This window comes from Serratia sp. 22278, from assembly GCF_052045405.1.
GTDB classification, from domain to species: Bacteria; Pseudomonadota; Gammaproteobacteria; order Enterobacterales; family Enterobacteriaceae; genus Serratia; species Serratia marcescens.
Map to the genome: position 1 here is coordinate 61831 of NZ_JBQEOW010000010.1, position 25506 is coordinate 87336.

The window sequence follows — 25506 nt, forward strand, 5'->3', positions numbered from 1 at the left end:
TCATGTGAGTGCATCGAATGTCGGCATATTCTAACGCTCAGAATCGTCCAGAAGAAATGGATTTGCCTATGAATGGCGCGCATCTTTGGGCTACACTGCTCGCGAAAACGTTGGCGGTTTGTTAACAGGCCGCTATCCATCCGTAGATTCAGGGATTGTGTCATGAAAACGTTAGGCGAATTTATCGTCGAGAAACAGCACGACTTCTCGCACGCCACCGGCGAGCTGACTGCGTTACTTTCTGCCATTAAACTGGGCGCCAAAATCATCCACCGCGACATCAACAAGGCCGGCCTGGTTGATATTCTGGGGACCAGCGGGGTGTCCAACGTACAGGGCGAAGTTCAGATGAAACTGGACCTGTACGCGAACGAAAAACTGAAAGCGGCGTTGAAAGCGCGTGGTGAAGTTGCGGGTATCGCTTCCGAAGAAGAAGATGAAATCGTGATATTCGACGGCGAGCGAGCTGAAAATGCCAAGTATGTCGTATTGATGGATCCGTTGGACGGTTCGTCCAACATCGATGTCAACGTCTCGGTCGGTACGATTTTCTCTATCTATCGTCGCATCACGCCGGTCGGCACGCCGGTGACCGAAGAAGACTTCCTGCAGCCGGGCAGCGCCCAGGTCGCAGCGGGTTACGTGGTTTACGGCTCGTCCACCATGCTGGTGTACACCACCGGTTACGGCGTCCACGCCTTCACGTACGATCCGTCTCTGGGCGTGTTCTGTCTCTCTCACGAGAAAGTGCGCTTCCCGGCGAGCGGCAACATGTATTCCATCAACGAAGGCAACTACATCAAGTTCCCTCTCGGCGTGAAGAAATACATCAAATACTGCCAGGAGCAGGATGAAGCGACGCAGCGCCCTTACACCTCGCGCTACATCGGTTCTCTGGTGGCGGACTTCCACCGCAACCTGCTGAAAGGCGGCATCTACATCTACCCAAGCACCGCCAGCCACCCGCAAGGCAAGCTGCGCCTGCTGTACGAATGCAACCCGATGGCGTTCCTGGCCGAACAGGCCGGCGGCAAGGCCAGCGACGGCAAAAATCGCATTCTGGACATCACGCCGGTGAAACTGCACCAGCGCGCGCCATTCTTCGTCGGCACCAAGTCGATGGTAGAAGACGCAGAACGCTTCATCGCCGAAAACCCGGACGAGTAACGCGTTTCTGGCAAGGGTTCGGCGCCACGCCGAACCCTTATCGCCTTACAGCTTGAACGCCGCCATGCTCTGCGCCAGCAGCTGAGCCTGATCTTCCAGCGAGCGCGTCGCCGCCGCAGACTCCTCCACCAGCGCCGCATTCTGTTGCGCCACCTGATCCATCTGCGCCACCGCCAGGTTCACCTGTTCGATACCGCTGCTTTGTTCGCGCGTCGCCGCCGAGATCTCACGCATCAACGCCGTCACCCGGCCCACTTCACCGGTGATACCGCTCATGGTCTGCGCCGCCGACTCCACCATCTGCTCGCCTTCCTGCACCCGGTTCTGCGACGCTTCGATCAACCCTTTGATCTCTTTCGCCGACTGGGCGCTGCGCTGCGCCAGATTGCGCACTTCGCCGGCCACCACCGCGAAACCGCGGCCCTGTTCGCCGGCGCGCGCCGCTTCCACCGCTGCGTTCAGCGCCAGGATATTGGTCTGGAAGGCGATGCCGTCCATCACGCTGATGATGTCGGCGATGCGGCGCGAGCTGTCGGTGATCGCCTGCATCTTGCTCATGACCTGACTGACCACGTCGCTGCCCTGGTTGGCGATATCGGACACGCTCAGCGCCAGCTGATTGGCCTGCTCGCAGTTCTCGGCGTTCATTTTCACCGTCGAAGTCAGCTGTTCCATGCTGGCGGCGGTCTCTTCCAGCGACGCGGCCGACTCTTCGGTACGCTGCGCCAGATGCAGGTTGCCGGCCGCCAGTTCGCGCGAACCGGTGTCGATCTGGCTGCTGGCGTCACGCACTTTACTGACCGAACTGGCCAACGCCTGCTGCATGCGCTGCATCGCCCGCACCAGGCGGCCCATCTCGGTATCGCCCTCACCACGGATCTCATGGGTCAGATCGCCGCCGGCGATGTGTTCCAACTGCGCGATGGACTCGTCCAACGGGCGCAAAATGATCACGCGCAGCGCGAACCAGGCCAGCACCGCCAGCAGCACGCTGAGCAGGCCCGCCACCACGATCAGCGAGATCTTGGTGCTGGCGTTGTTTTCCGCGTCATACACCTGCTTTTCGCCGAGCTTCATGGCGAAGCTGCGGAAATCGCTGAGATCCTTTTCAAACGCGATGCTCAACGCAGAGATGCGGGTCTCCTGAATATGGTAATACTCATCGATTTTACCGGCCTTGATGGCGGCGGCCATCGGCTTCACGCCCTGCTCGAGGTAGGCGCGATAGCTGTTTTGCAGACGATTGGAGAGTTCACGGCCGCGCTCGGTCACGGTGCCGACGCCGACAAAGCGCGCCATTTCCTTGTTCGACTGCTCGAGGTAGCCGTAAATGCGGCCCACGGTGGCGTCAGCGACATCGATCTGGCCGATCTCCCGTTGGCGCACCGCCAGCGAGGCGGCGGTGCGAGCGCGCAGCGTCAGGTTGGAGCTGTTGGCCAGCGAGCCCAGCTCTTCGCCGAGGATCTGGTTTAAGGTATGGATCGAGCGCGATCCTTCGTTAATCGCGTTGACGCCAATAACGCTGACCATGATCAGCAGCATGGTCATCAGGCTCAGCAGGGCGATCAGCCCAGCCTTCACAGTAATCTTTTTTAGCATGAGTTCTTCCCGGCTTCAGAATAGTGAGATCAGACGTAGTAGGGGTGGCAAAACGCGGAGCCAGCTTTGCTGGCTCATTATTGTTTGTTGAAGTTATCGGCAGGCGGAGACAAAACTTCATGCCGTGGCGGGATTTATCTGGAAATTATCCCTGCGCCGGCACGCGGGGTTTTCGACGATGAAAAGGGCAGGAAATCGCAAAAGAGTCCGCTATAATAGCCGCCACTCCATTTCTGGTTTGATGATTAAAGGAAACCGACATGAGCTTGAATCTGGTCCCTGCTGGCAAAGACCTGCCGGAAGACATCTACGTAGTAATCGAAATCCCGGCCAACGCCGATCCAATCAAATACGAAATCGACAAAGAAACCGGCGCGCTGTTCGTTGACCGTTTCATGTCCACCGCGATGTTCTACCCGTGCAACTACGGCTACATCAACCACACTCTGTCTCTGGACGGTGATCCGGTTGACGTGCTGGTTCCAACCCCATACCCGCTGCAGCCGGGCTCCGTGATCCGCTGCCGTCCGGTTGGCGTGCTGAAGATGACCGACGAAGCCGGTGAAGACGCCAAGCTGGTTGCGGTACCGCACAGCAAGCTGACCAAAGAGTACGATCACGTGAAAGACGTGAACGACCTGCCGGAACTGCTGAAAGCCCAGATCGCTCACTTCTTCGAGCACTACAAAGATCTGGAAAAAGGCAAATGGGTGAAAGTGGAAGGCTGGGCAGACGCTGCTGCGGCTAAAGCGGAAATCATCGCCTCCTTCGAACGCGCTGCCAAGAAGTAATTTTCGCCGCCGTCCGATGAAAAAACACCGCTCATTGAGCGGTGTTTTTTTATTACTGATCTTCGAGGCGTTTCAGCCAGTCACCGCTGGTAATTCGCGGGTAACCGTCCACGCTGTGTTTATACAGGTAGATCCACGCACTCCCATAAGGCGTCTGAATCAGCTCGCGCTTATAGTCCTTGGTGTTGCTTTTCAGTTCGTCCAGCTCTGCCAGAATCGATGAGTTAATACGATACACTTCGCAATGTATCGTGCCCTCTCCAGGGATCGCCGCCGGGTAATGGCCCAGATTATAAATCTGATAGCCTTCGAGCTCGTGCTCGCCGAGCCATTGGGCGTTGGTCATCCAATGGCTGTTTCCCTGTTTGCGCCGTAAACTGCCGTAGACAATTATTCGCATCGCTAAAACTCAAACTGATAGAGCAAATCTAATGCCTGGTCGAGACCAGACACCGCTTCAAGATACAACTTAGGCATCAGGCGATAACGCAACGTCAGCGTGGCCAGCGAGTCGAAAATGCCCACCCCATATTTTACTTGTAAGCCTGGGAGGACATAGCCGCTCACGACAACCTGGGAATTGTCGCCAACCCCTTGGGTGTCCAGAGCCAAATTACTCACGCCGAATGCCTCGCCGATTTTACCCACAAGTTGACCACTTTGTGCAACCCCCATGCCGATTAACATCGACGTCATGGCGTTGCCGTCGGCGCCGGAGCTGTTCAAGCCCTGGCCGCGCAGCAGATAAGACAGGGCTTCCTGTTGCGATTTGGCCGGATCGGAGAACACTTCCAGCTTCGGCGCATCCGCCAGGCCGGTCACGCGCACGCCGGCGGTCACGTCGTCCTCGGTGGATTCCGGGTTGCGGATCGCTTCGATATTGAGCAGCGGCTGATCCGGCGGGCCGGAGAACATCAGTTGCCCTTTACGCACGATCAAATCCTGACCATAAGCATGGAAGCGACCGGAAGGGATGTCAATCTGGCCGTTGAGGCCCAGCCCTTTCTTGTCCTGTACCACTTTCAAATCGCCCTTCAAGCGGGCTTTCAGGCCAAAGGCGTCCAGCCGCACGTCGTTGCCGACGTGGATCATCAGGTTGCTGTTGATCGGGATCGAGGCGGTCTTCGGTTGAATCGGCTTCAGCTGATCGTCCAGCATGACTTCGTCGGAAGAGACGCCCACCGCGCTTTCCGGCAGCTCCTGCACCGTGATGCGCGCCCAGGGAATGTCGACCTTGCCGTTGAGCGAGAACAGCTGCGGCGTGGCTTCGAACACCAGATCCGGCGAGACGTCGATGCGGATCATCGGCGGCACCGTCACCCGCAGCTTGTCACCCTTGGCGGCAATGCGCGCGCGCCAGGCGTTGATGTCACGCCAGTCGGCATCGCCCGCCAGATTCAGCTGGCCGCGCGTGGTGCTGAGCAGCCCTTCCAGCGTCGAGGTCATGCCGTTGAAATTCACCGCCAGCCGCGCGTCGGTCATATCGAACGGCATCCAGTGCCCCTGCACCTTCGCCCGATCCAACGCCAGACGCCCGAACACCAGCGGCTTCTGCGCGCTGCCGCCCAGACGCAGGTTGGCGTTCAGCATGCCCGCCGCGCTTTCGCCCTTCATCAGCGCCGGGTTGATCAGCGCCAGCGAAATGTTGGTGATATTGACATTGCCGCTGATGGTGCGCCGCACCTGCGGATCCGCCACCTGGATATTGCCGTCGAACTGGCCGTTGTTGGTCAGTTTGATCCGCCAGTCGGCCTGCGCGCGGCCGTTGTTCAGGCCGGCGTTGAGGGTCAGCGTATCGAAGGCGATCGGCAGCGCATTGCCCTGCACCTGCTGCACCACTTTGACGCCGTTGCCGGCGAGCGTGACTTTCGCCTCCGGCAGCGCGCCGCCCGGCTTCCAGCTGACGTCGGCCCGGCCGGTGAACACGCCGCTCAGGGCGGTTTCCGGGCCAAGGAACGGCTTGATCATCGCCAGATCGAACCGGTTGAGCACCACGCTGGCCTGGCCGCTCTGGCCGGCTTCAATGGTCTTTGGCACGCACAGCTCGGCGTTCGGGTTCTGCCAACAGTGCGGCCCGACGCTGATTTTCTGCTCGGCGTTCAGGTAGTCCAGCGCGATGGCGCGCGTCAGGCGCCACTCCCCTACCGGCGTATCGAAGCGGGTATTGTTCAAATTGCCGCGCCAGCGCTGCTGCTGACGATCGAAGCTGCCCTGCAGCGCCAGCTGGCCGGAGACCGGTTTGCCGTCGATCTTCAACTGCAGTTGGTGCTGCTTCTCGCTGCCCTTGGCGTCGAGGGTCAGCAGGCTGACCTCCAGCGCGTCCTGCTTCAGCTGCTCGACACGTACCGCCAACTGCCCCTGAATCTGATCCGTCGAGCGCACGTCGCCGTCGATCTTCACGCGGTTGATGCGCAGCGCCTGCCACTGCAAGCCGGAAGCGGTCAAATCCGCCAGCAGCTGCGGCGCCTGCAGATTGCCGCGCAGTTTCAACAGCCCTTTGGCGGTGCCGCCGAGGCCCGGCAGCGCGCCGTCCAGACGCGGCGCGTCGATGTTGGCGTCCAGGTTCCAGCTCTTCTCGTCCAGCTGCCCTTTGACGTTCAGCTGGTTGCGCCCCAGCGTCAGATCGATGCCGGGGATTTTCCACTGCCCGGCGGCATTGCCGCTCAGCGTGCCGCGCGCCGTGACCTTATTCTGCTTCACATTGCCGTCCAGCTGCAGCACCGGCACCTGCAGCTGCCAGCTGCCGCCGTGCAGGCTGCCGCGCGTGGTGATCTTGCCATCCAGCTTCGCCGGCCATTCCGGCCACTGCTTGGCGGTATTGATGCCGCTCAGCGTCAATTGCGAGGTCCAGCTGATGGCCTTGCTCCAGTCCACCAGCGCGGTGAGATCGGTATTGCCCTGCAGCGCCGCCAGCCGCAGGCGCTCCAGCTTGAACTGCTCGACGTTGCCCTTGCCGTCCAGCGTCAGCACCGCCGGCGGCAGATCCTGGCCTTTCAGATTGGCGCGCGTCGACAGCGCGTAATCGGTCGCCTTGCCGTTAAAGCGCAGGCGGAAATCGTTGACCTGGTACTGCGCCACGCCGCTCAGCGGCCATTTCAGCTGTTTGCTCTGCAGCGTCAGCGCCAGCGGCAGGCCGGCTTCGGCCAGCCGAGTTTGCACATCGAGCTGGGCGCCGACCGGGCCGGACAGGTTCAGCGCGACCTTCAGCTCGTCGCGCAACCCGCCGCCGATGTTCAGTTTCACCTTCTCGCCCTTCAGCGGGTCAATGTTCAACGCGCTGTTGGCGGTCAGCGCCACCGGCCAGTCGCCGGTCAGGGTCGCCTGCCCCTGCACCGACAGCGTGCCCTGCGGCGACTTCACGTCGAAATTGTCCAGCTGGATATGCTGATCCTGCGTGCTGGCCTGCAGCAACAGGCTCGTGATCAGCACGTCGGTATCGCCGGTCAAGCGCAGCTGTTCGCCGCTGATCTCTTTCACGGTGATATCCAGCGGCAGGCGGATGTCCGGCAGATCCGGCAACAGCGGTTTGGCGAACAGTTCCTTCAGCGTTTCGCCGAGCGGCTTCTCCTCCGGCTGCGGCGCCGGTTTCGCCGCGTCGGTAACCTGCTCACCGACCTTTTTCGCCACCTCGACCGCCGGTTGCACCGCTTCCGGCAACGGATTTTGCGGCGTTTTCGGCAAGGCGATCAGCAACGAGCCGATCTTGGTCGGCATCAGCGTCAGCGCGCGCTCTTGCCACTGCGCGCCGGTGCGGAACTCGGCCAGAGAAATGGCGGTGTCGTCGACGGTGACCTTGACGTTGTTCAGCGCCAGCAGGCGCAGGGTGATCGGATAAGGCGTACTGAGATTGGTGGTCGGCTCACTGCTCTCCTCCACCGGCGCGGAGGGCGCCATCTCTTTGGTGTTCACCGCCACGTCCACGTCCTGAGCGGTCAAGGCGTTAACGCACAGCGAGCTGCGTTTAAAGCAGGAGAGATCGAGGGACAGATGGAATTGCCCGGCGTTGACCGTCACGCCCGGCATCTGATACTTCACGCCCTTCAGCGTCAGATCGCGCCAGCCGCCGCTGACGCCGGCGATCTCCAGCCCCGGCACCCAGCGCGCCGCGCCGTTGATGACCATATGCAAACCGGTGGTGGTCCCCACCAGGAAGGCCAGGCCGCCGATCAGCAACAGCAGGACGACCAGAAATCCAAGGCAAATCTTTTTAATCAGGCTCATAGTTCAGGCCCCAAACCGATGTAGAACTGCATCCCGTGGGTGTCCTTGTCCCCCACGGGCGCGGCGATATCCAGCTTCACCGGCCCCACCGGCGACTGCCAGCGCACGCCTACGCCGGCGCCGGTCTTGAAGTTGCTCTGCTTGATATCGTTCACCGCTTCACCGGAATCGACGAACATCGCCCCCCACCATTTGCCGGTCACGTTGTATTGGTACTCCAGCGAGCCGGTCAGCATCTTGGAGGCGCCGGTCAGCTTGCCGTCGTCGCCGCGCGGCGAAATGTCTTTGTACTTGTAGCCGCGAATGCTGCGGTCACCGCCGGCGAAGAAACGCAGATCCGGCGGCACCTTGTCGAAGTCGTTGGTTTCGATCCAGCCCACCTGCCCGCGCGCCACAAAACGGTGCTTGTCGGCCAGAGTGCGGATCCAGACGTTCTGCGCCTGCATCAGCGCGAAGTCCACGCCGGAGCCCCAGGAGGTGTCGGACACGTCGATGGAATAGCGCTGGCTGTCGCCCCAGGTCGGCATCAGCCCGCCGCGCGAACGGGTGCGGTTGAAGCTGACGCCGGGGTACAGCAGCATAGTGGTATTGCTGACGTTGCCCTGGGTAAAGTTATCCCAGCGCCAGGTCAGGTTGATCGCCCGCTGCCAGCCGCTGGAGAGATCCCAGTTGCGCGAGGCCACCACTTTGGAGGTCACGGATTTGGTGTCGTTAAGATCGACGTTCTTGAGCCCGCCCTGCAGCAGGTAATACTGCTCCAGCGGATTCTTCAGCAACGGGATCTTATAGGTCAGATCCAGCTGCTGCTCCGGCGCCGACACGCTGGCGCTGGTTTCCAGGCTATGCCCGCGATCGTTGAGCCAGGGCTTTTTCCAGGTGCCTTTCACCCGCGGGCCGACGTCGGTGGAATAACCGATACCGGTTTCGACGGTGTTGCGCGTGCGCGGCGTCACCAGCGCGTCCAACGGCAAAATCTTGTTCTCTTTGGCATCGTTGAAATCAGGGGACACCACCACCGAGTTAAACCAGTTGGTGGCGGACAAACGGCGATTCAGCTCGGCCAAATCCTCCGAACTGTAGTAATCCCCCTGATGAAAGGGCACCAGATTTTGCAGATAGTCTTCGCGAATTTGCGAACCGGTGAATTTCACCTTGCCGAAGCGGTAACGTTCGCCGCTGTTGAAATCGATATCCCAAAACGCCTTGTGCAGATCTTCGGCCACGCCGAGCTGGCTTTTGGTCATATCGGCGTCGAAGTAGCCTTTGCGCAGCGCCAGGCCGGTCAGCGAGCCTTTGAAACTGTCATACTTGCCGTGGTTGAGGATCTCGCCGATGGTCGGCCGCCCCTTCTTTACCAGCGTCAGGTAGTCCTCATCGGTCTTTGCGCCGCCCTCCAGCACGATGTTGGCGCCGGCGATGCGCACCGGCTCGCCCGGATTGACCTTGGCGTGCAGCACCGGGCGCGACATCCCCGGCCGATCGTCCAGCGTAAACTCGATGGTCGGCTGGTAATAGCCGAGCGCGCGCAGCCCCTGGCGCACCGCCTCATCCACCCGCGCGCGGAAGCGGCCGTCGGTGCCAACCTCTTCAGGCGTGATCGACGACAGCCGCACCCGGACGTTTTTTTCCAACTCTCCGCTTAACCCCTCCACCTGCAGCCGCACGTTGGCCGCATAGGCTGCAGGTGCCGCAAGCAACACAGATATCAAGCACATGACCGGGTACTTTGGCACGTGTTCTCCTTATTGATTTTACTGTCCTGTTATGGTGTTCGCTCCGGGGCCAGGGCAGACTCCGCGCTATCATGACGGCAGCCCTCTTCAACCTTATTCCGGACGCCGCCCGCCGCGCTTTGCCACCGCCGCGCAACAGGCGAATTCTTCACTTTTGGCGCTCAAAATACTGCGTTAAGCTTATACAAAATCCAACTTGCCGCTTATTGTGGGCAAAGACGCGGTGAGATACAACCGAACCACCGCCATGTAGGGTCAATTCTTACTGTGACAACAGGAGTCAACCGTGGTGCCATTTTTTGATAAATCACAAACCGTCGATAAGGCAAGCGCGCTGCCTGGCCGCACCACGCCAATGCCTGTCGCAACGCTCAACGTGGTCACCGAGCACTCGATGACCCAGGTGCCGGCAGGCATGGACGTGGCGATCTTCGCCATGGGCTGTTTCTGGGGCGTTGAGCGTCTGTTCTGGCAACAGCCGGGCGTCTACAGCACCGCCGCCGGCTACAGCGGCGGCTATACGCCGAACCCGACCTACCGCGAAGTGTGCAGCGGCCAGACCGGCCACGCCGAAGTGGTGCGCGTGGTGTTCGATCCGCAGATCGTCAGCTACAAACAGCTGCTGCAGCTGTTCTGGGAAAATCACGATCCGGCGCAGGGCATGCGCCAGGGCGGCGACGTCGGCACGCAGTACCGCTCGGCGATTTATACGCTGAGCCCTGAGCAGCAGGCCGAGGCGGAAAGCAGCCTGCAACGCTTCCAGCAGGCGATGGACGCGGCGGGCGACAAGCGCGTCATCACCACCGAGATCGCGCCGGCGCTGCCGTTCTATTACGCGGAAGACGATCACCAACAGTACCTGTACAAGAACCCGGAAGGCTACTGCGGGCTGGGCGGCATCGGCGTTTGCCTGCCGCCGCAGGGCTGATTTGATGCCGGCCGGCGGCACTTTTTTAACCGCTGGCGGCCCCTGTGGGGCAACTGCTATACTATGCGGGCCGCTTCTGCGGCCCGATAGCTTCCCTTCTGGTTGTTATCGCTGCTTTTTTTACTATGTACTACCCTTCCTCAAGAGCGCCGTCATCCCGTCGGCACGTATGGATAGATTATGTTAAACAGTATTTTACTGATTCTTTTTCTGATCGCGGTGAGTGCGTTCTTCTCACTGTCGGAAATCTCTCTGGCCGCCTCGCGCAAGATCAAACTGAAGCTGATGGCTGACGAAGGTAACGTCAACGCCGCCAGAGTGCTCAAGCTGCAAGAAACCCCTGGCATCTTCTTCACCGTGGTGCAGATCGGCCTGAACGCCGTGGCCATCCTCGGCGGTATCGTGGGCGACGCGGCTTTCTCTCCCACCTTCAAGGTGTTGTTCGATCGTTTCCTGTCGCCCGAATTGGCGGAACAGGTCAGCTTCATCTGCTCTTTCGTGCTGGTGACCAGCCTGTTTATCCTGTTCGCCGATTTGACCCCGAAGCGCATCGGTATGATTGCACCAGAGACGGTCGCCGTCCGGATCATCAACCCGATGCGTTTCTCCATCATGATCTTCCGCCCGCTGGTGTGGTTCTTCAACGGCATGGCCAACCTGATCTTCCGCATGTTCAAGCTGCCGATGGTGCGTAAGGACGACATCACCTCCGATGACATCTACGCGGTGGTGGAAGCCGGCGCCCTGGCGGGCGTGCTGCGCAAGCAGGAGCACGAGCTGATTGAAAACGTGTTCGAACTGGAATCGCGCACCGTGCCGTCTTCGATGACCTCGCGCGAAAGCGTGGTGTACTTCGATCTGCGCGAAAGCGAAGAGAGCATCAAGGAGAAGGTCTCGACCCATCCGCACTCCAAGTTCCTGGTGTGCGACGGCCATATCGATCAGGTGGTGGGGTACGTCGATTCCAAAGACCTGCTGAACCGCGTGCTGGGCAACCAGAGCCTGGTGCTGAGCAGCGGCGTGCAGATCCGCTCGGCGCTGATCGTGCCGGATACGCTGACGCTGTCCGAAGCGCTGGAAAGCTTCAAAACCGCCGGCGAAGACTTCGCGGTGATCCTCAATGAATATGCGTTGGTGGTGGGCATCATCACGCTTAACGACGTGATGACCACGCTGATGGGCGATCTGGTCGGCCAGGGCCAGGAAGAGCAGATCGTGGCGCGCGACGAAAGCTCATGGCTGATTGAAGGCGGCACGCCGATCGACGACGTGATGCGCGTGCTGGACATCGATGAGTTCCCTCAGGCGGGCAACTACGAAACCATCGGCGGCTTTATGATGTATATGCTGCGCAAGATCCCGAAACGCACCGACTTCGTCAAATACGCCGGCTACAAGTTCGAAGTGGTGGATATCGACAGCTACAAGATAGACCAGCTGCTGGTCACCCGGCTGAGCGACAAACCGGCGGCGGTGCTGCCGAAAGCGCCGGACGACGCGCCTGCGGCCTGACGGCGGTAAGACAAAAACATCAGCGGCCCCATCGGGGCCGCATTTTTTTACCGCTGTCAGCGAGGTGTTCACCCCATCTCGGTCTGCAACAGCAGCACCTGACGGTTCACTTCAGACATCACGCTGAAATGGCGCTTGTCGCGAATCTTCGGCGGCAGGATTTTCCCCTCGTCGAATTCAAATGCGCCCACGTCCTTGATATACAGCCTTCCGCGAAACAGGGTCTTAACGTACTTTGCCACTTTCAAAGGGTTATAACGCTGGAAGATTCTCATTCTTTTACGCTCCTCCCGTTGATCCATGCGCTCAGCGAGCCGCCAAAGGTGGCAGCCTCGAAATTCAGAACGCAACTTGATTGCATGTAGTAGACCCAGTAAAGACCAGAACGTTCACTTCCGCCCGGATTTCTACGCTGGATTTACACTTTTTGACAGAATTGTATATGATAATTTATAACGTTTTCAGGATATCCCTTCAAAATCTGATGATTAGCGAACCAAGGGAAAATCTGCGATCCGGTTAACAGGACAGACCTCTTATCACATCCTATGCTTTAGGCTGTCGAAGTGCTGTCGCACAAATTCCCCCCATTACAAGGAGAAAGCATGAAAACAAGTCGCATGCTGATGGTATCCCTGCTGCTCGCCCCGCTTTTCGCTTCCGCGCACAACTTCCAGCTCCAGCAGCGCGTGGCGCCGGTCGGCGTCAGCGACAAAGGAGAGCTCAATTACGCTGACGGTAATTTTAGCTACCAAAACTGGAACAGCGCGCAGCTCAGTGGAAAAGTGCGAGTGATACAACATATTGCCGGCCGCAGCTCCGCCAAAGACATGAACGACCCACTGATTGAAGCGATCAAGAAAGCGAAGCTACCACACGATCGTTACCAAACGACGACAATCGTCAACACCGACGATGCCCTGATGGGCACGGCGATGTTCGTGCGCAGCAGCATTGAAGACAGCAAGAAGGAGTTCCCATGGTCGCAGTTTATCGTCGACAGCGACGGTAACGTGCGCAAAGCCTGGGATCTGCAGCCGAAAGGCTCCGCCATCGTGGTGCTGGATAAGCAAGGGCGCATCCAGTTCGCCAAAGACGGCGCGCTGACGCCGGAAGAGGTGCAGCAGGTGATGTCCAAACTGCACCAGTTGTTGGCGAACTAACTCAGAACAGCGACACCCGGAAGCCGGGGTTGAGGAAAGATTCACGCGGGGTATAGAGCAATGGCTTACCCTGCCAATCGTGAATTTGCGCCCCGGCGGCCACCGCCACCGCATGCCCTGCGGCGGTATCCCAAATGTTGGTCGGCCCGAAGCGCGGATATAGCTGCGCCTTGCCTTCCGCCACCAGACAGAACTTCAGCGAGGAACCGACTGACACGGTCTGGTGCTCGCCCAGCTGCTGCAAATAATCTTTCAGTTCGTCGTCGATATGCGAGCGGCTCACCACCACCAGCGGCGGATGCGCGTTGCTGACGCCGATCGCCTGCCGCACGCCCTTCTCTTCTTTCCAGGCCTTGCCGCGCTCCGCCAGATACAACACGTCGATCGCCGGGGCGTACACCACCCCCATCACCGCCTGCCCGTCTTCAATCAGGGCGATATTGACCGTGAACTCGCCGTTGCGGTGCAAAAACTCTTTGGTGCCGTCCAGCGGATCGACCAGCCAGTAACGCGTCCAGCTGCGGCGCTCTTCCCACGCCGGCGGATCCTCTTCCGACAGCAGCGGCACCTCGGGCGTCAGCGCCGCCAGGCCGCGCTTGATGATGTGATGCGCCGCCAGATCGGCCGCCGTCACCGGTGAATCATCTTTTTTCTGTGCGACATCAAGCGGTTGTTCACCGTCGTACACCGCCATGATCGCCGCCCCCGCCTCGCGGGACAGTTGGCAAATTCGCTCTAACATCATGCACCTCAACTCCGCATCTCCGTGGGAAATTTCCCCCTGTCTCTGCTAGCAGACTAGTTTTTTTTACGCCGAATATCCATCTCAACCGCCTAAGCCCCGGGAATTCCTCAGTTCTTGTTGGGCACAACTGTGAACTTCCCCGCGTTACCCGCCGCCGTTTTCTGCCACACTTCACAGTTTGCTGTGGCAAGCAATGTTAATTACATTTCCCTCTGCGATAACACTCGAATAATGGAATGGAGAGAACCCCAAATGATGAAGCATCCACTGACGCTGTCCGCGCTTGCGCTGCTGGTGTGCGCCTCCGCGCAAGCGGCCACCGTCGATCTGCGCGTGCTGGAAACCACCGATCTGCACAGCAATATGATGGACTTCGATTACTACAAGGACACGCCGACCGACAAGTTCGGCCTGGTGCGCACCGCCAGCCTGATCCAACAGGCGCGCCAGCAGGCCGCCAACGCGGTGTTGGTGGACAACGGCGACATCATTCAGGGCAGCCCGCTCGGCGACTACATGGCGGCCAAGGGGCTGAAACCGGGCGACGTGCACCCGGTCTATAAGGCGATGAACACGCTGGACTACGTCGTCGGCAACATCGGCAACCATGAGTTCAACTATGGGCTGGACTACCTGAAGAACGCCATCGCCGGCGCCAAATTCCCGTATATCAACGCCAACGTCATCGACGCCAAAACGCAAAAACCGCTGTTCACGCCGTACATCATCGTCGATACGCCGGTGAAAGACCGCGACGGCAAGGCGCATACGCTGCGCATCGGCTACATCGGCTTCGTGCCGCCGCAGATCCTGGTGTGGGACAAGGCCAACCTGCAGGGCAAAGTGACGGTGGACGACATCACCGCCACCGCCAAGCGCTACGTGCCGCAGATGCGTAAAGAGGGCGCCGATCTGGTGGTGGCGATCCCGCATTCCGGGCTGTCCAGCGAGCCTTACAAGGCGATGGCGGAAAACTCAGTCTATTACCTCAGCCAGGTGCCGGGCATCGACGCCATCATGTTCGGCCACGCTCATGCGGTGTTCCCGAGCAAGGACTTTGCCAACATAAAAGGCGCGGATATCGACAAAGGTCTGCTGAACGGTGTGCCGGCGGTGATGCCGGGACAATGGGGCGATCATCTCGGCGTGGTCGACCTGCAGCTCAACAACGATGGCGGCAGCTGGAAAGTGACCGCCGCCAACGCGGAAGCGCGGCCGATCTACGACAAAGAAAACAAGAAATCGCTGGCGGCGGAAGATGCCGCGCTGGTGAAGGTATTGGCGGACGATCACAAAGGCACGCGCGAGTTCGTCAGCCAGCCGATCGGTAAATCCGACGGCAACATGTACAGCTACCTGGCGCTGGTGCAGGACGATCCGACGGTGCAAATCGTCAACAATGCACAGAAAGCCTACGTCGAACATTACATCCAGGGCGATCCGGATCTAGCCGATCTGCCGGTGCTGTCGGCGGCGGCGCCGTTCAAGGTCGGCGGCCGCAAGAACGATCCCGCCAGCTTCGTCGAAGTGGAAAAAGGCCAGCTCACCTTCCGCAACGCCGCCGATCTCTATCTCTACCCCAATACGTTGGTGGTGGTGAAGGCGAGCGGCAAAGAGGTGAAAGAGTGGCTGGAGTGCTCCGCCGGCCAGTTCAACCAGATCGACGTCAACAGCGCCAAGCCGCAGGGCTTGATCAACTGGGACGGCTTCCGCACCTATAACTTCGACGTGATCGACGGCGTCAACTACCAGATCGACGTCAGTCAACCGGCGCGCTACGACGGCGAATGCCAACTGATCAACGACAAGGCGGAGCGTATCAAGCGGCTGACCTTCAACGGTAAGCCGATCGATCCGAACGCCACCTTCCTGGTCGCCACCAACAACTACCGCGCCTACGGCGGCAAGTTTGCCGGCACCGGCGACAAACATATCGCCTTCGCTTCGCCGGATGAAAACCGCTCGGTGCTGGCGGCCTACATCAGCGCCGAAACTCAGCGGCATGGCGCGGTGCGCCCGCAGGCGGACAACAACTGGCGTTTGGCGAACTTCAGCAGCCAGCAACCGCTGGATATCCGCTTCGAGACCTCGCCTTCGGACAAAGCGACAAGGTTTGTCAAAGCGCACGCCCAATATCCGATGAGCGCCGCAGGCAGCGACAGCATCGGCTTCGCGGTTTATCGCATCGATTTAAGCGGTAAGTGACGCGGTTTATGGCCGGCGCGCCCGGCCATTCATCGCTCGCCAGCGCGGCGCATAAAATAAGGGCGCCACGAAGGCGCCCAGAACAATCCTCGGTGGGATTACAGGATTTCCAGCAGCTCGACGTCGAACACCAGCGCGCTGAACGGCGGAATGGACGCGCCTGCGCCACGCTCGCCGTAGGCCAGGTTGTGCGGGATATACAGCTGCCATTTGGAACCGACCGGCATCAGGGTCAGCGCTTCGATCCAGCCAGGGATCACGCCGCTGACCGGGAATTCCGCCGGCTGGCCGCGCTCAACCGAGCTGTCGAACACGTCGCCGTTGATCAAGCGACCGGTGTAGTGCACCCGCACGCGATCCTGACGGGACGGAATTGGGCCGTTGCCCTGCTCCAGCACGGAGAACTGCAGGCCAGACTCGGTCAGCGTCACGTCGTCGCGCTTGGCGTTGTCGTCCAGGAATTTCTGGCCTTCAACCGCCATCGCCTGCTGGCGCTCGCGGCGCACCGCGTCAGCACGCTCGTGGATTTCACGCAGCGCACGGTGCACCACGTCTACCGGAACCGCCGGGGCATTCCCTTCCAGCGCGTCACGCAAACCCGCCAGCAAAGCTTCCGGTTGCAAACCTTCCAGCCCGGACTCTTGCAGCTGCTGGCCTACCTGTAAACCAATCCCGTAACTTGCTTGCGCTTCAACGCTGTCAAAAGAAGGGGTTGTCATGGGGTTTTCCTTAAGTCTGTAAAAAGTCGAAAGCGCAGCATAACAGCGCGTCAATGCCGGGTAAAATCTTGTGTGGAGAATGATGACTTTTGTCGTAGAAAAAGAAACAATAACCTTCTGTTAACGCCCGCAGCCGCAAACCCCGGCTCTGCCGCTCAGCCGCCTTTCACTTCAATCAGTTAGCGGACTATACTGAAGGCAGGATATCGGGCAGGCGACGCGTTTAACGCGCCGCACTGATTATTACGCCGTCGAAGAGAGGTCACCATGGGCAGAATCGCGCCCAGGAGAAGGAAAACCACCCGCATCTACCAGCCGCTGCTGCGCACCTGGCTGAACATCAGCCAGCGCCTGAAACCGGGCGCCGCACCCACGCAGGAAGACGCGGAGTCGCCATCGGAACCGCCGTCGGCCAACGACAAGATGCAGCGGGTCAAAGCGCTGCTGGCCAAAATCTGGCATCTGCCGGACGGTTTCCATTGGATGGAACCACTGCCCTACTTTCACCGCCGCTGGGTGCTGATCTTCGGCATCATTCTGCTGCTGGCGTTGCTGTGGCCCTACTCGCCCGAAAGACAACCGTTCCCGGTCTCTCAGCAGGAAACCAGCGTGCCGCTGCAGGCTGAGCTGCAAAACGGCGGTGGCGCCGCCACGCCGGCCAACGAACCGACGCCGGCGGGCAACTGGCAGCGTTATCAGATCCAGCCCGGCCAGACCCTGGCCCAACTGTTTCGCGACAACAATCTGCCGGTGAATGAAGTGTTCGCCATGGCGCAGGTGGAAGGCGGCGACAAGCCGCTGAGCAACATGAAAGCCGGCCAGGAAGTGCGCATTGAACGCGACGCCAACGGCGTGATTAGCGCGCTGTCGGTCACCACGGCAGACAATAGCCAGGCGCTGTTCCGCCGCCAGGCCGACGGCAGCTACCGCCGGGAACGCTAATCTCTACAGCTGCGCCAGCAGAAACTCGCGCAGCACCACGCCCTGGTTGTGCTCGGTATCTTTACTGCCATACAGCAGCGTCAGCGCTTGCCCCTGCCGTAACAGCGCCACCAGCGGCTGCCAGGCGTCGTTGGCCGCCAGCTGTTGGCGGTATCGCGTCTCAAAGGCTTCCCACTGGTCGGTATGCTGATGGAACCACTTGCGCAGCTCGTCATCCGGCGCCACCTGTTTCAACCACTGCACGCCCGTCAACCGCTCTTTGCTGATGCCGCGCGGCCATAGCCGGTCTATCAGATAACAATGTTCCGGCGCCGGCGCGCTGAAATCGTAAACCCGCTGTAGCGTAATCGTTGCCATCGCACGCTCTCCTTTTCATCCCGTCTTCAAGCGTAGCGCGTTTTGCCAGGCGCAGAAAAGCAAAACGCCAGCGCGAGGCTGGCGTTTTAACCGGGTTAACAGCAGCGTAAATTACGCTTCTGCAACCACAACTACATTCAGCTGTGCGAACACGTCGCTGTGTACCTGGAAGTGCACTTCGTGCTCGCCAGTGGTACGCAGAACGCCGTTCGGCAGACGAACTTCGCTCTTGGCAACTTCAACGCCTGCCGCAGTCACTGCGTCAGCGATGTCGCGGGTGCCGATAGAGCCGAACAGTTTACCTTCGTCGCCAGATTTGGAAGCGATGGTGACTGAACCCAGTTCGTTGATCTTGGTTGCGCGAGCTTCAGCAGCAGCCAGAACGTCAGCCAGTTTGGCTTCCAGTTCAGCACGGCGTGCTTCGAAGAACTCAACGTTTTTCTTGGTAGCAGGAACAGCTTTGCCCTGTGGTACCAGGAAGTTACGAGCGTAGCCCGCTTTAACGTTAACTTGATCACCCAGGCTGCCCAGGTTTGCTACTTTATCAAGCAGAATAACTTGCATTACCTTATCCTCTCAAAGTCGTTAATGGACAGTGGCCGATTACTGATGACGATCAGTGTACGGCAACAAAGACAGGTAGCGCGCGCGCTTGATAGCACGGGCCAGCTGGCGCTGATATTTTGCACGAGTACCGGTGATACGGCTCGGTACAATTTTACCACTTTCGGTGATGTAGTTTTTCAGCGTAGCGATGTCTTTATAGTCAATCTCTTGAACGCCTTCCGCGGTGAAACGGCAGAACTTGCGACGACGGAAATAACGTGCCATTTGGCTAGTCTCCAGAATCTATCAATTCAATCTGCTCGGCATGCAGAACCAATTTGCTCAGCCCGTTGCGCCCTTGATGGCAGCTTACAAAGCCTTGCACGGTAATCTGACTGCCGACCGTTAATCTTTGAGTTAGTGCTTGTGACTGTTGTCCACTGACAACCACGGGCATTCGGCACCATGCTTGTCTGCTGAATCCGGCTTCCATCTGCTGCGAACGGTGCTCTAGCACAAATTGGCAGTGCGGTATCCCGGAAGGACTCACTTTTCGAACCGGCGCCTTGCACACAGTGCCCGACAAAACCAGACGATTAGCCGTCACGGCGGCAATTACTCTTCAGAATCCCCAGCATCTGCATCATCTGCGGTTTCGTTAGCGAAGTCTTCGCGGCGATCGCCACGACGTTCGTCTTTCGCTTTAACCATCGGAGATGCTTCAGTTACCGCGTGCTTAACGCGCATAACCATGCTGCGGATAACGGCGTCGTTGAAGCGGAAGTTAGTTTCCAGCTCATCGATCGCTTCCTGCGGCGCTTCAACGTTCAGCAGAACGTAGTGAGCTTTGTGCAGTTTGTTGATCGGATAAGCCAGCTGACGGCGGCCCCAGTCTTCCAGACGGTGAATCTGACCTTGCGCGTTAGTGATGGTAGCACTGTAACGCTCGATCATGCCCGGAACCTGTTCGCTTTGGTCAGGATGGACCATAAAAACGATTTCGTAATGACGCATCGAATTGCTCCTTACGGATTATTCAGCCTCCTGTCAGGGTCAACCGCGGCCCATGGAAGCAAGGAACGTGTTTAGTGTGCGGCTGAAAAATGACGCGTAATCATACTGACGCAGGGCGGGAAACTCAAGGACTGCGTGGGTTTTATTCGCGTTAATGCGAGGCGCTATGGGAAATAGCACGATTTGCTCGTGAGTGAACCTATGTACGCCGATCCATCAGTTTCAAAAATCTTTCAATGAAATCAGCGCTGAGTCACAAATCTATTTCATTTTTTTTGAAAGATGCCTTCAAAACACCCCGCTTTTTAATCGCCGGCAACGGACTAAAATTAACCATATCCGCCGCAGACAGCGCGACGAAAAAGATCCCAGGTTATTCAATGCAGATAAATGACTTTTTGCCGCAGCGACACTCGCTGTCAGGCCGTAACGGCAAAAAGTAAGAGAGGCACTATGAAACGCATTATTCTCGCGACGGCGCTGGCCGCCCTGTTCTCCGCCAACGTGATGGCCGCGACGGAGATCACCTCGCACCAGGCCGACCAACGCCAAAGCGTCGGCTTCGTCACCCTGAACCAGAATGTGGTTTCGCCGGACGACGCCAGCAGCCAGGTCAGTAAAATCGCCGATCAACGCGGCGCAAGCTCTTATCGCATCATCGCCCTGCACGAACCGGGCGACAACAGCACGATGCACGTCAGCGCCGAGCTGTACCGCTAAAGAGACGCGCCACGCCAGGGAAATCCCAGGGCTTCATCAGAAAGCCCGTTCAGTCCGCACCGGAGCGCCGCCTGTCGGGCGCTCCACTTCCTCACCCATCACAGTTTGAGCAACGTCGGCGCACTGAACGCCTTGCCCGGATTGTGCAATTGCAGCGCCATCCGCAGATAGTCTGTCCGTGCCTGCAGCAGTTCGGCGCTTTCCTCCAGCGTCGCCCGCTGCTCGAAGGAGAGCGAGCCGGCCTTCGCGGTTTGCGTGGCCGCCGCTTTCGGCGCGGAGGCGAACAGCGCCGTCATGTTTTGCACCGTCTGCGCGGTGATGCGCGACAGCGGATGCGCCTTGTTTTGCCGCGCCTTGCCGTCGGCTGCCCCCAGCATCTCGCTGAAGGCCGCTGAGTTAAGCTCGGCGCGCGCTTTCATCGTTCCCGCCAGCCCGCGCGCTGTCTCGGCCGTATTGCTGATACCCTTTATCATGCTCTCCGCTCCTTGCTGCCCCTGAAAGAACTCACGCTGACATTCTCCTCCGACATGCATGAAACAATGCCCGAAACAGCCCGCACAGAGCGGCGCAATTCCATGCATCGTGCCCGTCGGCGCATCACAGTTCGCGGCGGAAAAAGTCGGCCGTGGCGGACAGCGCCAGCGGCGTGATGCGGTGCTTCACCCCCGATTCGATGAGCGATGTCAAACGACCGTCCGCGCCTTGCCGCCGCAGTTCAGCCGCCAAACGCTGGCTGTCAGCCGCCGGCACCACGTCGTCCGTCTCGCCGTGCCACAGCAGCAGTGGCCGCCCGGCAATCGTCTCCAAATGCCCCTCCAGCTCATATTCCGCCAGCACGGCGGTGCGCGCCGCAAACGCCGCTGGCGAGAGTGCCTCGCCCTCTTCGTCCAACGGCGGATACAGCGTTTGCGCCAGCGAACGGTAATAACCTGAGCCCATCAGGCTGGCGGCCGCCCGGATCCACGGGAAGCGCGCGAAGGCGCCGAGCGCGGTCATGCCGCCCATTGAGGCGCCGGCGACGCCGATGCGTCCGTCGGCTATCAGGCCAAGCCGCTCAAAATGCGCCTTGATCTGCGGCAGTTCGTCGATATTGCTGCGCAGGATCTCCCAGAACGACGCCAGGCGCCGCGTCTCATCGCCGTCGAACCGCTCGCCGTGCCGATCGGCATCCGGCAGCACCGCCCGAAAACCGGCGCGCGCCAGCGCATAGGCGAAGTAGGCGTACACCTCTTTCGATGAGGTATAACCATGGCAGAAGAACACCGTCGGCAGCGGCCGATGATACTGCCCCGCCGGCACCGCATGGATCACCGCAATATCGCCCACCCGCTCGTCATGAATTTCAATCATCCGCTCATCCTCAACTCACCTATTGGCATTCATCATGACAAACTTGCGCCAGCCAGCGTTAGCTCAATCTGTTCCAGCTTATATTGCGTTACACTGAAGCCATCGCACCGGCTCTTTCGAGGTTCCCATGACATTTGTCCGCACACTCATCGCCCTGACGCTGGCCGCACAGCTTTCCGCCTGCGGCATCATGACCACCACGCCGAAACCGCCGCCGCCGCCCACCGCACAGGCGCAGGAGATCGTCCGCGCGCAGACCGCCAAACTGGTGAAAATCGGCACCGTCACCGCCGTAGTGCGCGGCAGCCCGATGGACGTGGAAGCGGAGATCCAGCGCAAGGCCACCGCCGCCGGCGCCCGTTATTACGTGATCATCATGAACAGCGAAACCGTCGTGCCGGGCCAATGGTATTCCCAGGCGCTCCTGTATCGTTAAGGCGGGGATTGTTTAAGCAGATTTACACTGGCTTTGCACTGGCTGAAGAAGGGTGTTGCACACTGAGGGACAGCATGCCGCATGTTGCGGGTGTCGATTCAGGATCTGACGAAGGGGAACGCCATGAAACGCTCCACCGCACTCACCTCCCTCCTGCTTTCCATGGGATTGCTCAGCACCGGCGCACAGTCCGCCGAGCTGGCGCCCGCCGATCGCGTGACGCCGCTCAGTGAAATCGCCGAGATCACCTTCAGCGATCTGCCCGGCTCGCCGCAGGAAGCAGAACTGGCCATCGCCCGCACCGCCGACCAACACGGCGCCAGCTATTACCGCATCCTGCGGATGGAAGAGCAGGCGCACCCGCTTGGCTGGCGCGCCTCCGCCATCTTATACCTTTAGTAGCTCATGCAAGCCGCATTCAACACGCCGCCGCTAACGGAGACGCCCCCCAGGAAAATCCCGGCGGCCAGGTGATTCGCTTCGATCTTTTCGCTGATGCGCGGCATGTAGATCTTCACGGCAGCGAACAGCAGCAGTTGCACCACCAGCGCCACTACGCCCCACAGCAGGTAATCCAGCAGGCTGATCGAGTTGATCGCCGCGCTGGCCAGCGGGATCACATACCCCAGGCAGGCGCCGATAAAAGCAAAGGCGGCGGATTGATTATCAGCCTTGATCAACGCCCATTCGTCGTGCGGGGTGATGCGAGTATAGACGAACAGAAACACCAAAATCATGGCGAAACCGCTGAAGAAGTAAGAGGCGAACGCCGCCAACGCGCTGAGAATATCCATGTGCATTTTCCTGTCAGAGTGAGGCTGAATTAAAAAGGTTTTCGCCGCCGCGCGCCACCCTTTTCCCTAACCGCCGATGGCGCGGTTCAGCAGCAGTTCGCACACCTCGGCCGACAGCAGGCTCTCGCCGCGATGATCCAGCGTCAGATGACACCAGGCATCGGCGATCTGCGGGCTGGCGTGCTGCAGCAGCTGTGCGGCGCAGCACAGGTCGAACAGCTGTTGAGTGAGCAGCCGCCCCATCTCCTCACTCGGTTGCCGGGCGCGCTGCTGCCACTGCCGCCAGGCGCGATCGAACAACCGATTCTGGCCGCGCACCGGCTGCAGCTCGAACTGCAACATCTCGAGCGCGCCCGGCAGTTTATGCAGACTGCGCAACACGTCCAGGCACATGATGTTGCCGGAACCTTCCCAGATGCTGTTCACCGGCATCTCGCGATACAGGCGCGGCAGTTCGCTCTCCTCACAGTAACCGATGCCGCCCAGCACCTCCATCGCCTCGGCGATGAACGGCATGCCCTGGCGGCAGATGCTGTATTTGGCCGCCGGGGTCAGCAGGCGGCTGTAGATCAGCTCGCCCTCATTGCTGCGGCTTTCCCAGGCGCGAGCCAGCCGGAACAGCAACGCGGTATGCCCTTCCAGCCGCAGCGCCATGCGCGCCAGAACCTGACGCATCAGCGGTTGTTCGATCAACAGCTTACCGAATGCCTGCCGCTGCAGCGCATGATACAGCGCCACCGACAGCCCGCGGCGCATCAGGCCGTGGCTGCCCAGCGAGCAGTCGAAACGGGTCAGGCCGCCCATTTTCAGGATATGCCGCACGCCGTCGCCCTCATCGCCCAGCAGCCAGGCCGCGGCGTCCTGAAACTCCACCTCGCTGCTGGCGTTGGAGCGGTTGCCCAGTTTGTCTTTCAGCCGCTCCAGGCGAATGGCGTTGCGGCTGCCGTCCGGCAAAATGCGCGGCAGGAAGAAGCAGGACAGCCCGCCTTCGGCCTGCGCCAGTACCAGGTGCGCATCGCTCTGCGGCACCGAGAAGAACCACTTGTGCCCCACCAGCCGGTAGGCTTCGCCCGGCCCACGCGCGCCGAGCGGCGCGGCGGTGGTGGTATTGCTCAAGACATCGGAGCCGCCCTGCTTCTCTGTCATACCCATGCCGATCAGCAGACCGCGCTTTTGCCCGCCAGGCAGCAGGTGAGCGTCATAACGATCCGACAGCAACGGGGTCAGCCAGGAACGGAATTCCGCCGGTAACGCCTGCAGCAACAGCGGCGTGGCGCCGAAGGTCATGGTCACCGGGCACAGCGTGCCGGCCTCGACCTGCGCATGCAGCATAAAGCGCGCGGCGCGCGCCACGAAGGAACCGATGCGCGCATCCTCCTGCCAGGGCAGGTTGTGCACCCGATTGGCGATCAGCCCCTGCATCAGAATATGCCAGGCAGGGTGAAAGCGAACGTCGTCCAACCGCTGGCCGGTGGCGTCATAGCGCAGCAGCTCCGGCGGGTTGGCGTTGGCCAGGCGCCCCAGCTCCAGCGACTCTTGCGTGCCGAGCTGCTGGCCCAGCGAAGCCAATACCTCGGCGTCCCAACCGCCTTGCTCGCGCTGCAACGCTTCGCGCAGCGGCGTATCGGAGAGAAACAGGTTGCTGTTGCCCAGCGGCTTGGGTTGGTTAAAAACGGTGTGCGTAGTCCAGACCATGAGAGTGCTCCCTGAAAAAAGCGTCAGGGATAAGTATGGTCGGCGCAGAGATTTCTGCCGCAGGCGGGATCACAAGAGAGGGAATTAACGGGGGCAGAGCGCCCCCGTCAGGAGAATCAGCCGCGCTGACGCACCGCTTCGAACAGGCAGATGCCGGTGGCGACCGACACGTTCAGCGAAGAGACGGTGCCGGCCATCGGGATGCTGATCAGTTCGTCGCAGTGTTCGCGGGTCAGGCGACGCATGCCTTCGCCTTCCGCGCCCATCACCAGCGCCATCGGGCCGGTCATTTTGCTTTGATACAGCGTATGATCGGCTTCGCCGGCGGTGCCCACCACCCAGACGTTCATCTCTTGCAGCAGACGCAGCGTGCGCGCCAGGTTGGTCACGCGGATCAACGGCACGTTTTCGGCGGCGCCGCAGGCCACTTTCTTGGCGGTGGCGTTCAACTGGGCGGAACGGTCACGGGGCACGATCACCGCGTGCACGCCGGCCGCGTCGGCGCTGCGCAGGCAGGCGCCGAGGTTGTGCGGGTCGGTCACGCCGTCCAGCACCAGCAGGAACGGCGTCTCCACGCTTTCCAGCAGGCCCGGCAGATCGTTCTCCTGATACTGGCGCCCTTCGCGCACCCGGGCGATGATCCCCTGGTGCACCGCGCCTTCAACCTTGTCATCCAGCCATTGACGGTTCGCCACCTGGATCACGATGCCGGTCGCTTCCAGCTCGGCGATCAGCGGTTGCAGACGGCGATCTTCGCGGCCTTTCAGAATAAACACTTCCAGGAAGCGTTGCGGGTCGCGCTCTAACAGGGCTTTGACGGCATGGATGCCGTAAATAATTTCGCTCATGATGCTCTTTTAAATTCGTGC

28 protein-coding genes are annotated in these 25506 nt (G+C 60.0%); 11 read left to right on the plus strand and 17 right to left on the minus strand.

Annotated elements, in window-relative coordinates; genetic code table 11:
* The first annotated feature begins 162 nt into the window (after window positions 1–162).
* Window positions 163–1167: a class 1 fructose-bisphosphatase gene (gene fbp / locus ACTJJ6_RS17790; RefSeq protein ID WP_004933587.1), complete on the plus strand. Its 1005-nt coding sequence runs from the start codon at window positions 163–165 to the stop codon at window positions 1165–1167.
* Between the two features lie 45 nt (window positions 1168–1212).
* Here fbp and ACTJJ6_RS17795 read toward each other — a convergent pair whose 3' ends face one another.
* A complete protein-coding gene (locus ACTJJ6_RS17795) occupies window positions 1213–2766 on the minus strand; it encodes a methyl-accepting chemotaxis protein (protein ID WP_016929339.1) in 1554 nt (517 codons plus the stop codon).
* Window positions 2767–3026: 260 nt separating this feature from the next.
* Between ACTJJ6_RS17795 and ppa the strand changes: the two genes are divergently transcribed.
* Window positions 3027–3557, plus strand: a complete 531-nt coding sequence (gene ppa, locus ACTJJ6_RS17800) for an inorganic diphosphatase (protein ID WP_004933594.1) — start codon at window positions 3027–3029, stop codon at window positions 3555–3557.
* 52 nt (window positions 3558–3609) lie between these two features.
* Here ppa and ACTJJ6_RS17805 read toward each other — a convergent pair whose 3' ends face one another.
* The 3 genes from ACTJJ6_RS17805 to tamA are packed head-to-tail and all read right to left on the minus strand — an operon-like array spanning window position 3610 to window position 9493.
* Window positions 3610–3957: a gamma-glutamylcyclotransferase family protein gene (locus tag ACTJJ6_RS17805; protein WP_004933596.1), complete on the minus strand. Its 348-nt coding sequence runs from the start codon at window positions 3955–3957 to the stop codon at window positions 3610–3612.
* Between the two features lie 2 nt (window positions 3958–3959).
* Window positions 3960–7778, minus strand: a complete 3819-nt coding sequence (tamB, locus tag ACTJJ6_RS17810) for an autotransporter assembly complex protein TamB (RefSeq protein ID WP_306376555.1) — start codon at window positions 7776–7778, stop codon at window positions 3960–3962.
* Entirely contained in the window at window positions 7775–9493 is a 1719-nt protein-coding gene (gene tamA / locus ACTJJ6_RS17815) for an autotransporter assembly complex protein TamA (protein WP_249339672.1), read from the minus strand. The genes tamB and tamA overlap by 4 nt, the downstream gene beginning before the upstream one ends.
* A gap of 307 nt (window positions 9494–9800) precedes the next feature.
* Between tamA and msrA the strand changes: the two genes are divergently transcribed.
* Together msrA and ACTJJ6_RS17825 are read left to right on the plus strand one after the other, a co-directional pair.
* Window positions 9801–10439, plus strand: a complete 639-nt coding sequence (msrA, locus tag ACTJJ6_RS17820; protein ID WP_086013601.1) for a peptide-methionine (S)-S-oxide reductase MsrA — start codon at window positions 9801–9803, stop codon at window positions 10437–10439.
* A gap of 180 nt (window positions 10440–10619) precedes the next feature.
* Window positions 10620–11951: a hemolysin family protein gene (locus tag ACTJJ6_RS17825; RefSeq protein ID WP_016929344.1), complete on the plus strand. Its 1332-nt coding sequence runs from the start codon at window positions 10620–10622 to the stop codon at window positions 11949–11951.
* A 68-nt stretch (window positions 11952–12019) separates the two neighbouring features.
* Here ACTJJ6_RS17825 and ACTJJ6_RS17830 read toward each other — a convergent pair whose 3' ends face one another.
* A complete protein-coding gene (locus tag ACTJJ6_RS17830; RefSeq protein WP_004933604.1) occupies window positions 12020–12226 on the minus strand; it encodes a DUF1107 domain-containing protein in 207 nt (68 codons plus the stop codon).
* 330 nt (window positions 12227–12556) lie between these two features.
* Here ACTJJ6_RS17830 and ACTJJ6_RS17835 point away from each other — a divergent pair, with 330 nt between their 5' ends.
* Window positions 12557–13114, plus strand: coding sequence for a YtfJ family protein (locus ACTJJ6_RS17835; RefSeq protein ID WP_025159587.1), 558 nt, complete (start codon window positions 12557–12559; stop codon window positions 13112–13114).
* 1 nt (window position 13115) lies between these two features.
* On the opposite strand, the gene cysQ is transcribed toward ACTJJ6_RS17835, so the two are convergent.
* Window positions 13116–13856 carry a 3'(2'),5'-bisphosphate nucleotidase CysQ gene (gene cysQ / locus ACTJJ6_RS17840; protein ID WP_004933611.1) on the minus strand — a complete coding sequence of 247 codons (741 nt, stop codon included), beginning with the start codon at window positions 13854–13856 and terminating at the stop codon, window positions 13116–13118.
* A 255-nt stretch (window positions 13857–14111) separates the two neighbouring features.
* Here cysQ and ACTJJ6_RS17845 point away from each other — a divergent pair, with 255 nt between their 5' ends.
* Window positions 14112–16064, plus strand: a complete 1953-nt coding sequence (locus tag ACTJJ6_RS17845; RefSeq protein ID WP_337055640.1) for a bifunctional 2',3'-cyclic-nucleotide 2'-phosphodiesterase/3'-nucleotidase — start codon at window positions 14112–14114, stop codon at window positions 16062–16064.
* Window positions 16065–16162: 98 nt separating this feature from the next.
* Here the strand turns inward: ACTJJ6_RS17845 and fklB are convergent, their stop codons facing one another.
* Entirely contained in the window at window positions 16163–16783 is a 621-nt protein-coding gene (gene fklB / locus ACTJJ6_RS17850; RefSeq protein ID WP_004933618.1) for an FKBP-type peptidyl-prolyl cis-trans isomerase, read from the minus strand.
* Between the two features lie 267 nt (window positions 16784–17050).
* Between fklB and ACTJJ6_RS17855 the strand changes: the two genes are divergently transcribed.
* Entirely contained in the window at window positions 17051–17725 is a 675-nt protein-coding gene (locus ACTJJ6_RS17855) for an OapA family protein (protein WP_049300852.1), read from the plus strand.
* A 3-nt stretch (window positions 17726–17728) separates the two neighbouring features.
* Here the strand turns inward: ACTJJ6_RS17855 and ACTJJ6_RS17860 are convergent, their stop codons facing one another.
* From ACTJJ6_RS17860 to rpsF, 5 genes are all read right to left on the minus strand, one after another.
* Window positions 17729–18082 (minus strand): DUF488 domain-containing protein, encoded by a 354-nt coding sequence (locus ACTJJ6_RS17860; protein ID WP_016929349.1) that lies wholly within the window; start codon window positions 18080–18082, stop codon window positions 17729–17731.
* 111 nt (window positions 18083–18193) lie between these two features.
* Entirely contained in the window at window positions 18194–18646 is a 453-nt protein-coding gene (gene rplI, locus ACTJJ6_RS17865; RefSeq protein ID WP_004933629.1) for a 50S ribosomal protein L9, read from the minus strand.
* A gap of 39 nt (window positions 18647–18685) precedes the next feature.
* On the minus strand, window positions 18686–18913 hold the full coding sequence (gene rpsR, locus ACTJJ6_RS17870) for a 30S ribosomal protein S18 (RefSeq protein WP_000135199.1): 228 nt from the start codon (window positions 18911–18913) through the stop codon (window positions 18686–18688).
* A 4-nt stretch (window positions 18914–18917) separates the two neighbouring features.
* On the minus strand, window positions 18918–19235 hold the full coding sequence (gene priB / locus ACTJJ6_RS17875) for a primosomal replication protein N (RefSeq protein ID WP_049233092.1): 318 nt from the start codon (window positions 19233–19235) through the stop codon (window positions 18918–18920).
* A gap of 8 nt (window positions 19236–19243) precedes the next feature.
* Entirely contained in the window at window positions 19244–19642 is a 399-nt protein-coding gene (gene rpsF / locus ACTJJ6_RS17880) for a 30S ribosomal protein S6 (RefSeq protein WP_004933634.1), read from the minus strand.
* Between the two features lie 236 nt (window positions 19643–19878).
* Here rpsF and ACTJJ6_RS17885 point away from each other — a divergent pair, with 236 nt between their 5' ends.
* Together ACTJJ6_RS17885 and ACTJJ6_RS17890 are read left to right on the plus strand one after the other, a co-directional pair.
* Window positions 19879–20085, plus strand: a complete 207-nt coding sequence (locus ACTJJ6_RS17885; RefSeq protein ID WP_126186680.1) for a hypothetical protein — start codon at window positions 19879–19881, stop codon at window positions 20083–20085.
* 10 nt (window positions 20086–20095) lie between these two features.
* Window positions 20096–20362, plus strand: coding sequence for a DUF1471 domain-containing protein (locus ACTJJ6_RS17890; protein WP_004933636.1), 267 nt, complete (start codon window positions 20096–20098; stop codon window positions 20360–20362).
* Between the two features lie 98 nt (window positions 20363–20460).
* On the opposite strand, the gene ACTJJ6_RS17895 is transcribed toward ACTJJ6_RS17890, so the two are convergent.
* Complete coding sequence (locus ACTJJ6_RS17895) at window positions 20461–20835, minus strand: hypothetical protein (RefSeq protein WP_016929350.1); 375 nt, start codon at window positions 20833–20835, stop codon at window positions 20461–20463.
* A gap of 124 nt (window positions 20836–20959) precedes the next feature.
* Window positions 20960–21712 (minus strand): esterase, encoded by a 753-nt coding sequence (gene yjfP, locus ACTJJ6_RS17900; RefSeq protein ID WP_016929351.1) that lies wholly within the window; start codon window positions 21710–21712, stop codon window positions 20960–20962.
* A 127-nt stretch (window positions 21713–21839) separates the two neighbouring features.
* On the opposite strand from yjfP, the gene bsmA reads away from it, so the two are divergent.
* The gene (gene bsmA, locus ACTJJ6_RS17905; protein ID WP_016929352.1) at window positions 21840–22148 is read left to right on the plus strand and encodes a biofilm peroxide resistance protein BsmA; all 309 of its coding nucleotides are present in this window, start codon (window positions 21840–21842) and stop codon (window positions 22146–22148) included.
* 123 nt (window positions 22149–22271) lie between these two features.
* Window positions 22272–22547 carry a DUF1471 domain-containing protein gene (locus ACTJJ6_RS17910; protein WP_028127568.1) on the plus strand — a complete coding sequence of 92 codons (276 nt, stop codon included), beginning with the start codon at window positions 22272–22274 and terminating at the stop codon, window positions 22545–22547.
* On the opposite strand, the gene ACTJJ6_RS17915 is transcribed toward ACTJJ6_RS17910, so the two are convergent.
* The 3 genes from ACTJJ6_RS17915 to rlmB all read right to left on the minus strand — a co-directional run bounded on the left by ACTJJ6_RS17915 (window position 22544) and on the right by rlmB (window position 25485).
* The gene (locus tag ACTJJ6_RS17915) at window positions 22544–22942 is read right to left on the minus strand and encodes a DUF350 domain-containing protein (RefSeq protein WP_016929354.1); all 399 of its coding nucleotides are present in this window, start codon (window positions 22940–22942) and stop codon (window positions 22544–22546) included. The genes ACTJJ6_RS17910 and ACTJJ6_RS17915 overlap by 4 nt on opposite strands.
* A 66-nt stretch (window positions 22943–23008) precedes the next feature.
* A complete protein-coding gene (locus ACTJJ6_RS17920) occupies window positions 23009–24637 on the minus strand; it encodes an isovaleryl-CoA dehydrogenase (RefSeq protein WP_016929355.1) in 1629 nt (542 codons plus the stop codon).
* A gap of 116 nt (window positions 24638–24753) precedes the next feature.
* Complete coding sequence (rlmB, locus tag ACTJJ6_RS17925) at window positions 24754–25485, minus strand: 23S rRNA (guanosine(2251)-2'-O)-methyltransferase RlmB (RefSeq protein WP_004933653.1); 732 nt, start codon at window positions 25483–25485, stop codon at window positions 24754–24756.
* Window positions 25486–25506 lie beyond the last annotated feature (21 nt).

What these genes read in the sequence shown, in the direction of transcription:
- ACTJJ6_RS17845 (WP_337055640.1), top strand. Translation starts at nt 14,112, where the DNA reads ATGATGAAGCATCCACTGACGCTGTCCGCGCTTGCGCTGCTGGTGTGC.
- tamB (WP_306376555.1), bottom strand. Translation starts at nt 7,778, where the DNA reads ATGAGCCTGATTAAAAAGATTTGCCTTGGATTTCTGGTCGTCCTGCTG.
- ACTJJ6_RS17825 (WP_016929344.1), top strand. Translation starts at nt 10,620, where the DNA reads ATGTTAAACAGTATTTTACTGATTCTTTTTCTGATCGCGGTGAGTGCG.
- rpsF (WP_004933634.1), bottom strand. Translation starts at nt 19,642, where the DNA reads ATGCGTCATTACGAAATCGTTTTTATGGTCCATCCTGACCAAAGCGAA.
- rplI (WP_004933629.1), bottom strand. Translation starts at nt 18,646, where the DNA reads ATGCAAGTTATTCTGCTTGATAAAGTAGCAAACCTGGGCAGCCTGGGT.
- rpsR (WP_000135199.1), bottom strand. Translation starts at nt 18,913, where the DNA reads ATGGCACGTTATTTCCGTCGTCGCAAGTTCTGCCGTTTCACCGCGGAA.
- ACTJJ6_RS17795 (WP_016929339.1), bottom strand. Translation starts at nt 2,766, where the DNA reads ATGCTAAAAAAGATTACTGTGAAGGCTGGGCTGATCGCCCTGCTGAGC.
- ACTJJ6_RS17885 (WP_126186680.1), top strand. Translation starts at nt 19,879, where the DNA reads ATGAAATCAGCGCTGAGTCACAAATCTATTTCATTTTTTTTGAAAGAT.
- ACTJJ6_RS17860 (WP_016929349.1), bottom strand. Translation starts at nt 18,082, where the DNA reads ATGGCAACGATTACGCTACAGCGGGTTTACGATTTCAGCGCGCCGGCG.
- yjfP (WP_016929351.1), bottom strand. Translation starts at nt 21,712, where the DNA reads ATGATTGAAATTCATGACGAGCGGGTGGGCGATATTGCGGTGATCCAT.
- ppa (WP_004933594.1), top strand. Translation starts at nt 3,027, where the DNA reads ATGAGCTTGAATCTGGTCCCTGCTGGCAAAGACCTGCCGGAAGACATC.
- ACTJJ6_RS17915 (WP_016929354.1), bottom strand. Translation starts at nt 22,942, where the DNA reads ATGGATATTCTCAGCGCGTTGGCGGCGTTCGCCTCTTACTTCTTCAGC.
- ACTJJ6_RS17895 (WP_016929350.1), bottom strand. Translation starts at nt 20,835, where the DNA reads ATGATAAAGGGTATCAGCAATACGGCCGAGACAGCGCGCGGGCTGGCG.
- ACTJJ6_RS17920 (WP_016929355.1), bottom strand. Translation starts at nt 24,637, where the DNA reads ATGGTCTGGACTACGCACACCGTTTTTAACCAACCCAAGCCGCTGGGC.
- rlmB (WP_004933653.1), bottom strand. Translation starts at nt 25,485, where the DNA reads ATGAGCGAAATTATTTACGGCATCCATGCCGTCAAAGCCCTGTTAGAG.
- ACTJJ6_RS17855 (WP_049300852.1), top strand. Translation starts at nt 17,051, where the DNA reads ATGGGCAGAATCGCGCCCAGGAGAAGGAAAACCACCCGCATCTACCAG.
- fklB (WP_004933618.1), bottom strand. Translation starts at nt 16,783, where the DNA reads ATGACAACCCCTTCTTTTGACAGCGTTGAAGCGCAAGCAAGTTACGGG.
- ACTJJ6_RS17830 (WP_004933604.1), bottom strand. Translation starts at nt 12,226, where the DNA reads ATGAGAATCTTCCAGCGTTATAACCCTTTGAAAGTGGCAAAGTACGTT.
- cysQ (WP_004933611.1), bottom strand. Translation starts at nt 13,856, where the DNA reads ATGTTAGAGCGAATTTGCCAACTGTCCCGCGAGGCGGGGGCGGCGATC.
- bsmA (WP_016929352.1), top strand. Translation starts at nt 21,840, where the DNA reads ATGACATTTGTCCGCACACTCATCGCCCTGACGCTGGCCGCACAGCTT.
- tamA (WP_249339672.1), bottom strand. Translation starts at nt 9,493, where the DNA reads ATGTGCTTGATATCTGTGTTGCTTGCGGCACCTGCAGCCTATGCGGCC.
- ACTJJ6_RS17835 (WP_025159587.1), top strand. Translation starts at nt 12,557, where the DNA reads ATGAAAACAAGTCGCATGCTGATGGTATCCCTGCTGCTCGCCCCGCTT.
- fbp (WP_004933587.1), top strand. Translation starts at nt 163, where the DNA reads ATGAAAACGTTAGGCGAATTTATCGTCGAGAAACAGCACGACTTCTCG.
- ACTJJ6_RS17805 (WP_004933596.1), bottom strand. Translation starts at nt 3,957, where the DNA reads ATGCGAATAATTGTCTACGGCAGTTTACGGCGCAAACAGGGAAACAGC.
- ACTJJ6_RS17890 (WP_004933636.1), top strand. Translation starts at nt 20,096, where the DNA reads ATGAAACGCATTATTCTCGCGACGGCGCTGGCCGCCCTGTTCTCCGCC.
- ACTJJ6_RS17910 (WP_028127568.1), top strand. Translation starts at nt 22,272, where the DNA reads ATGAAACGCTCCACCGCACTCACCTCCCTCCTGCTTTCCATGGGATTG.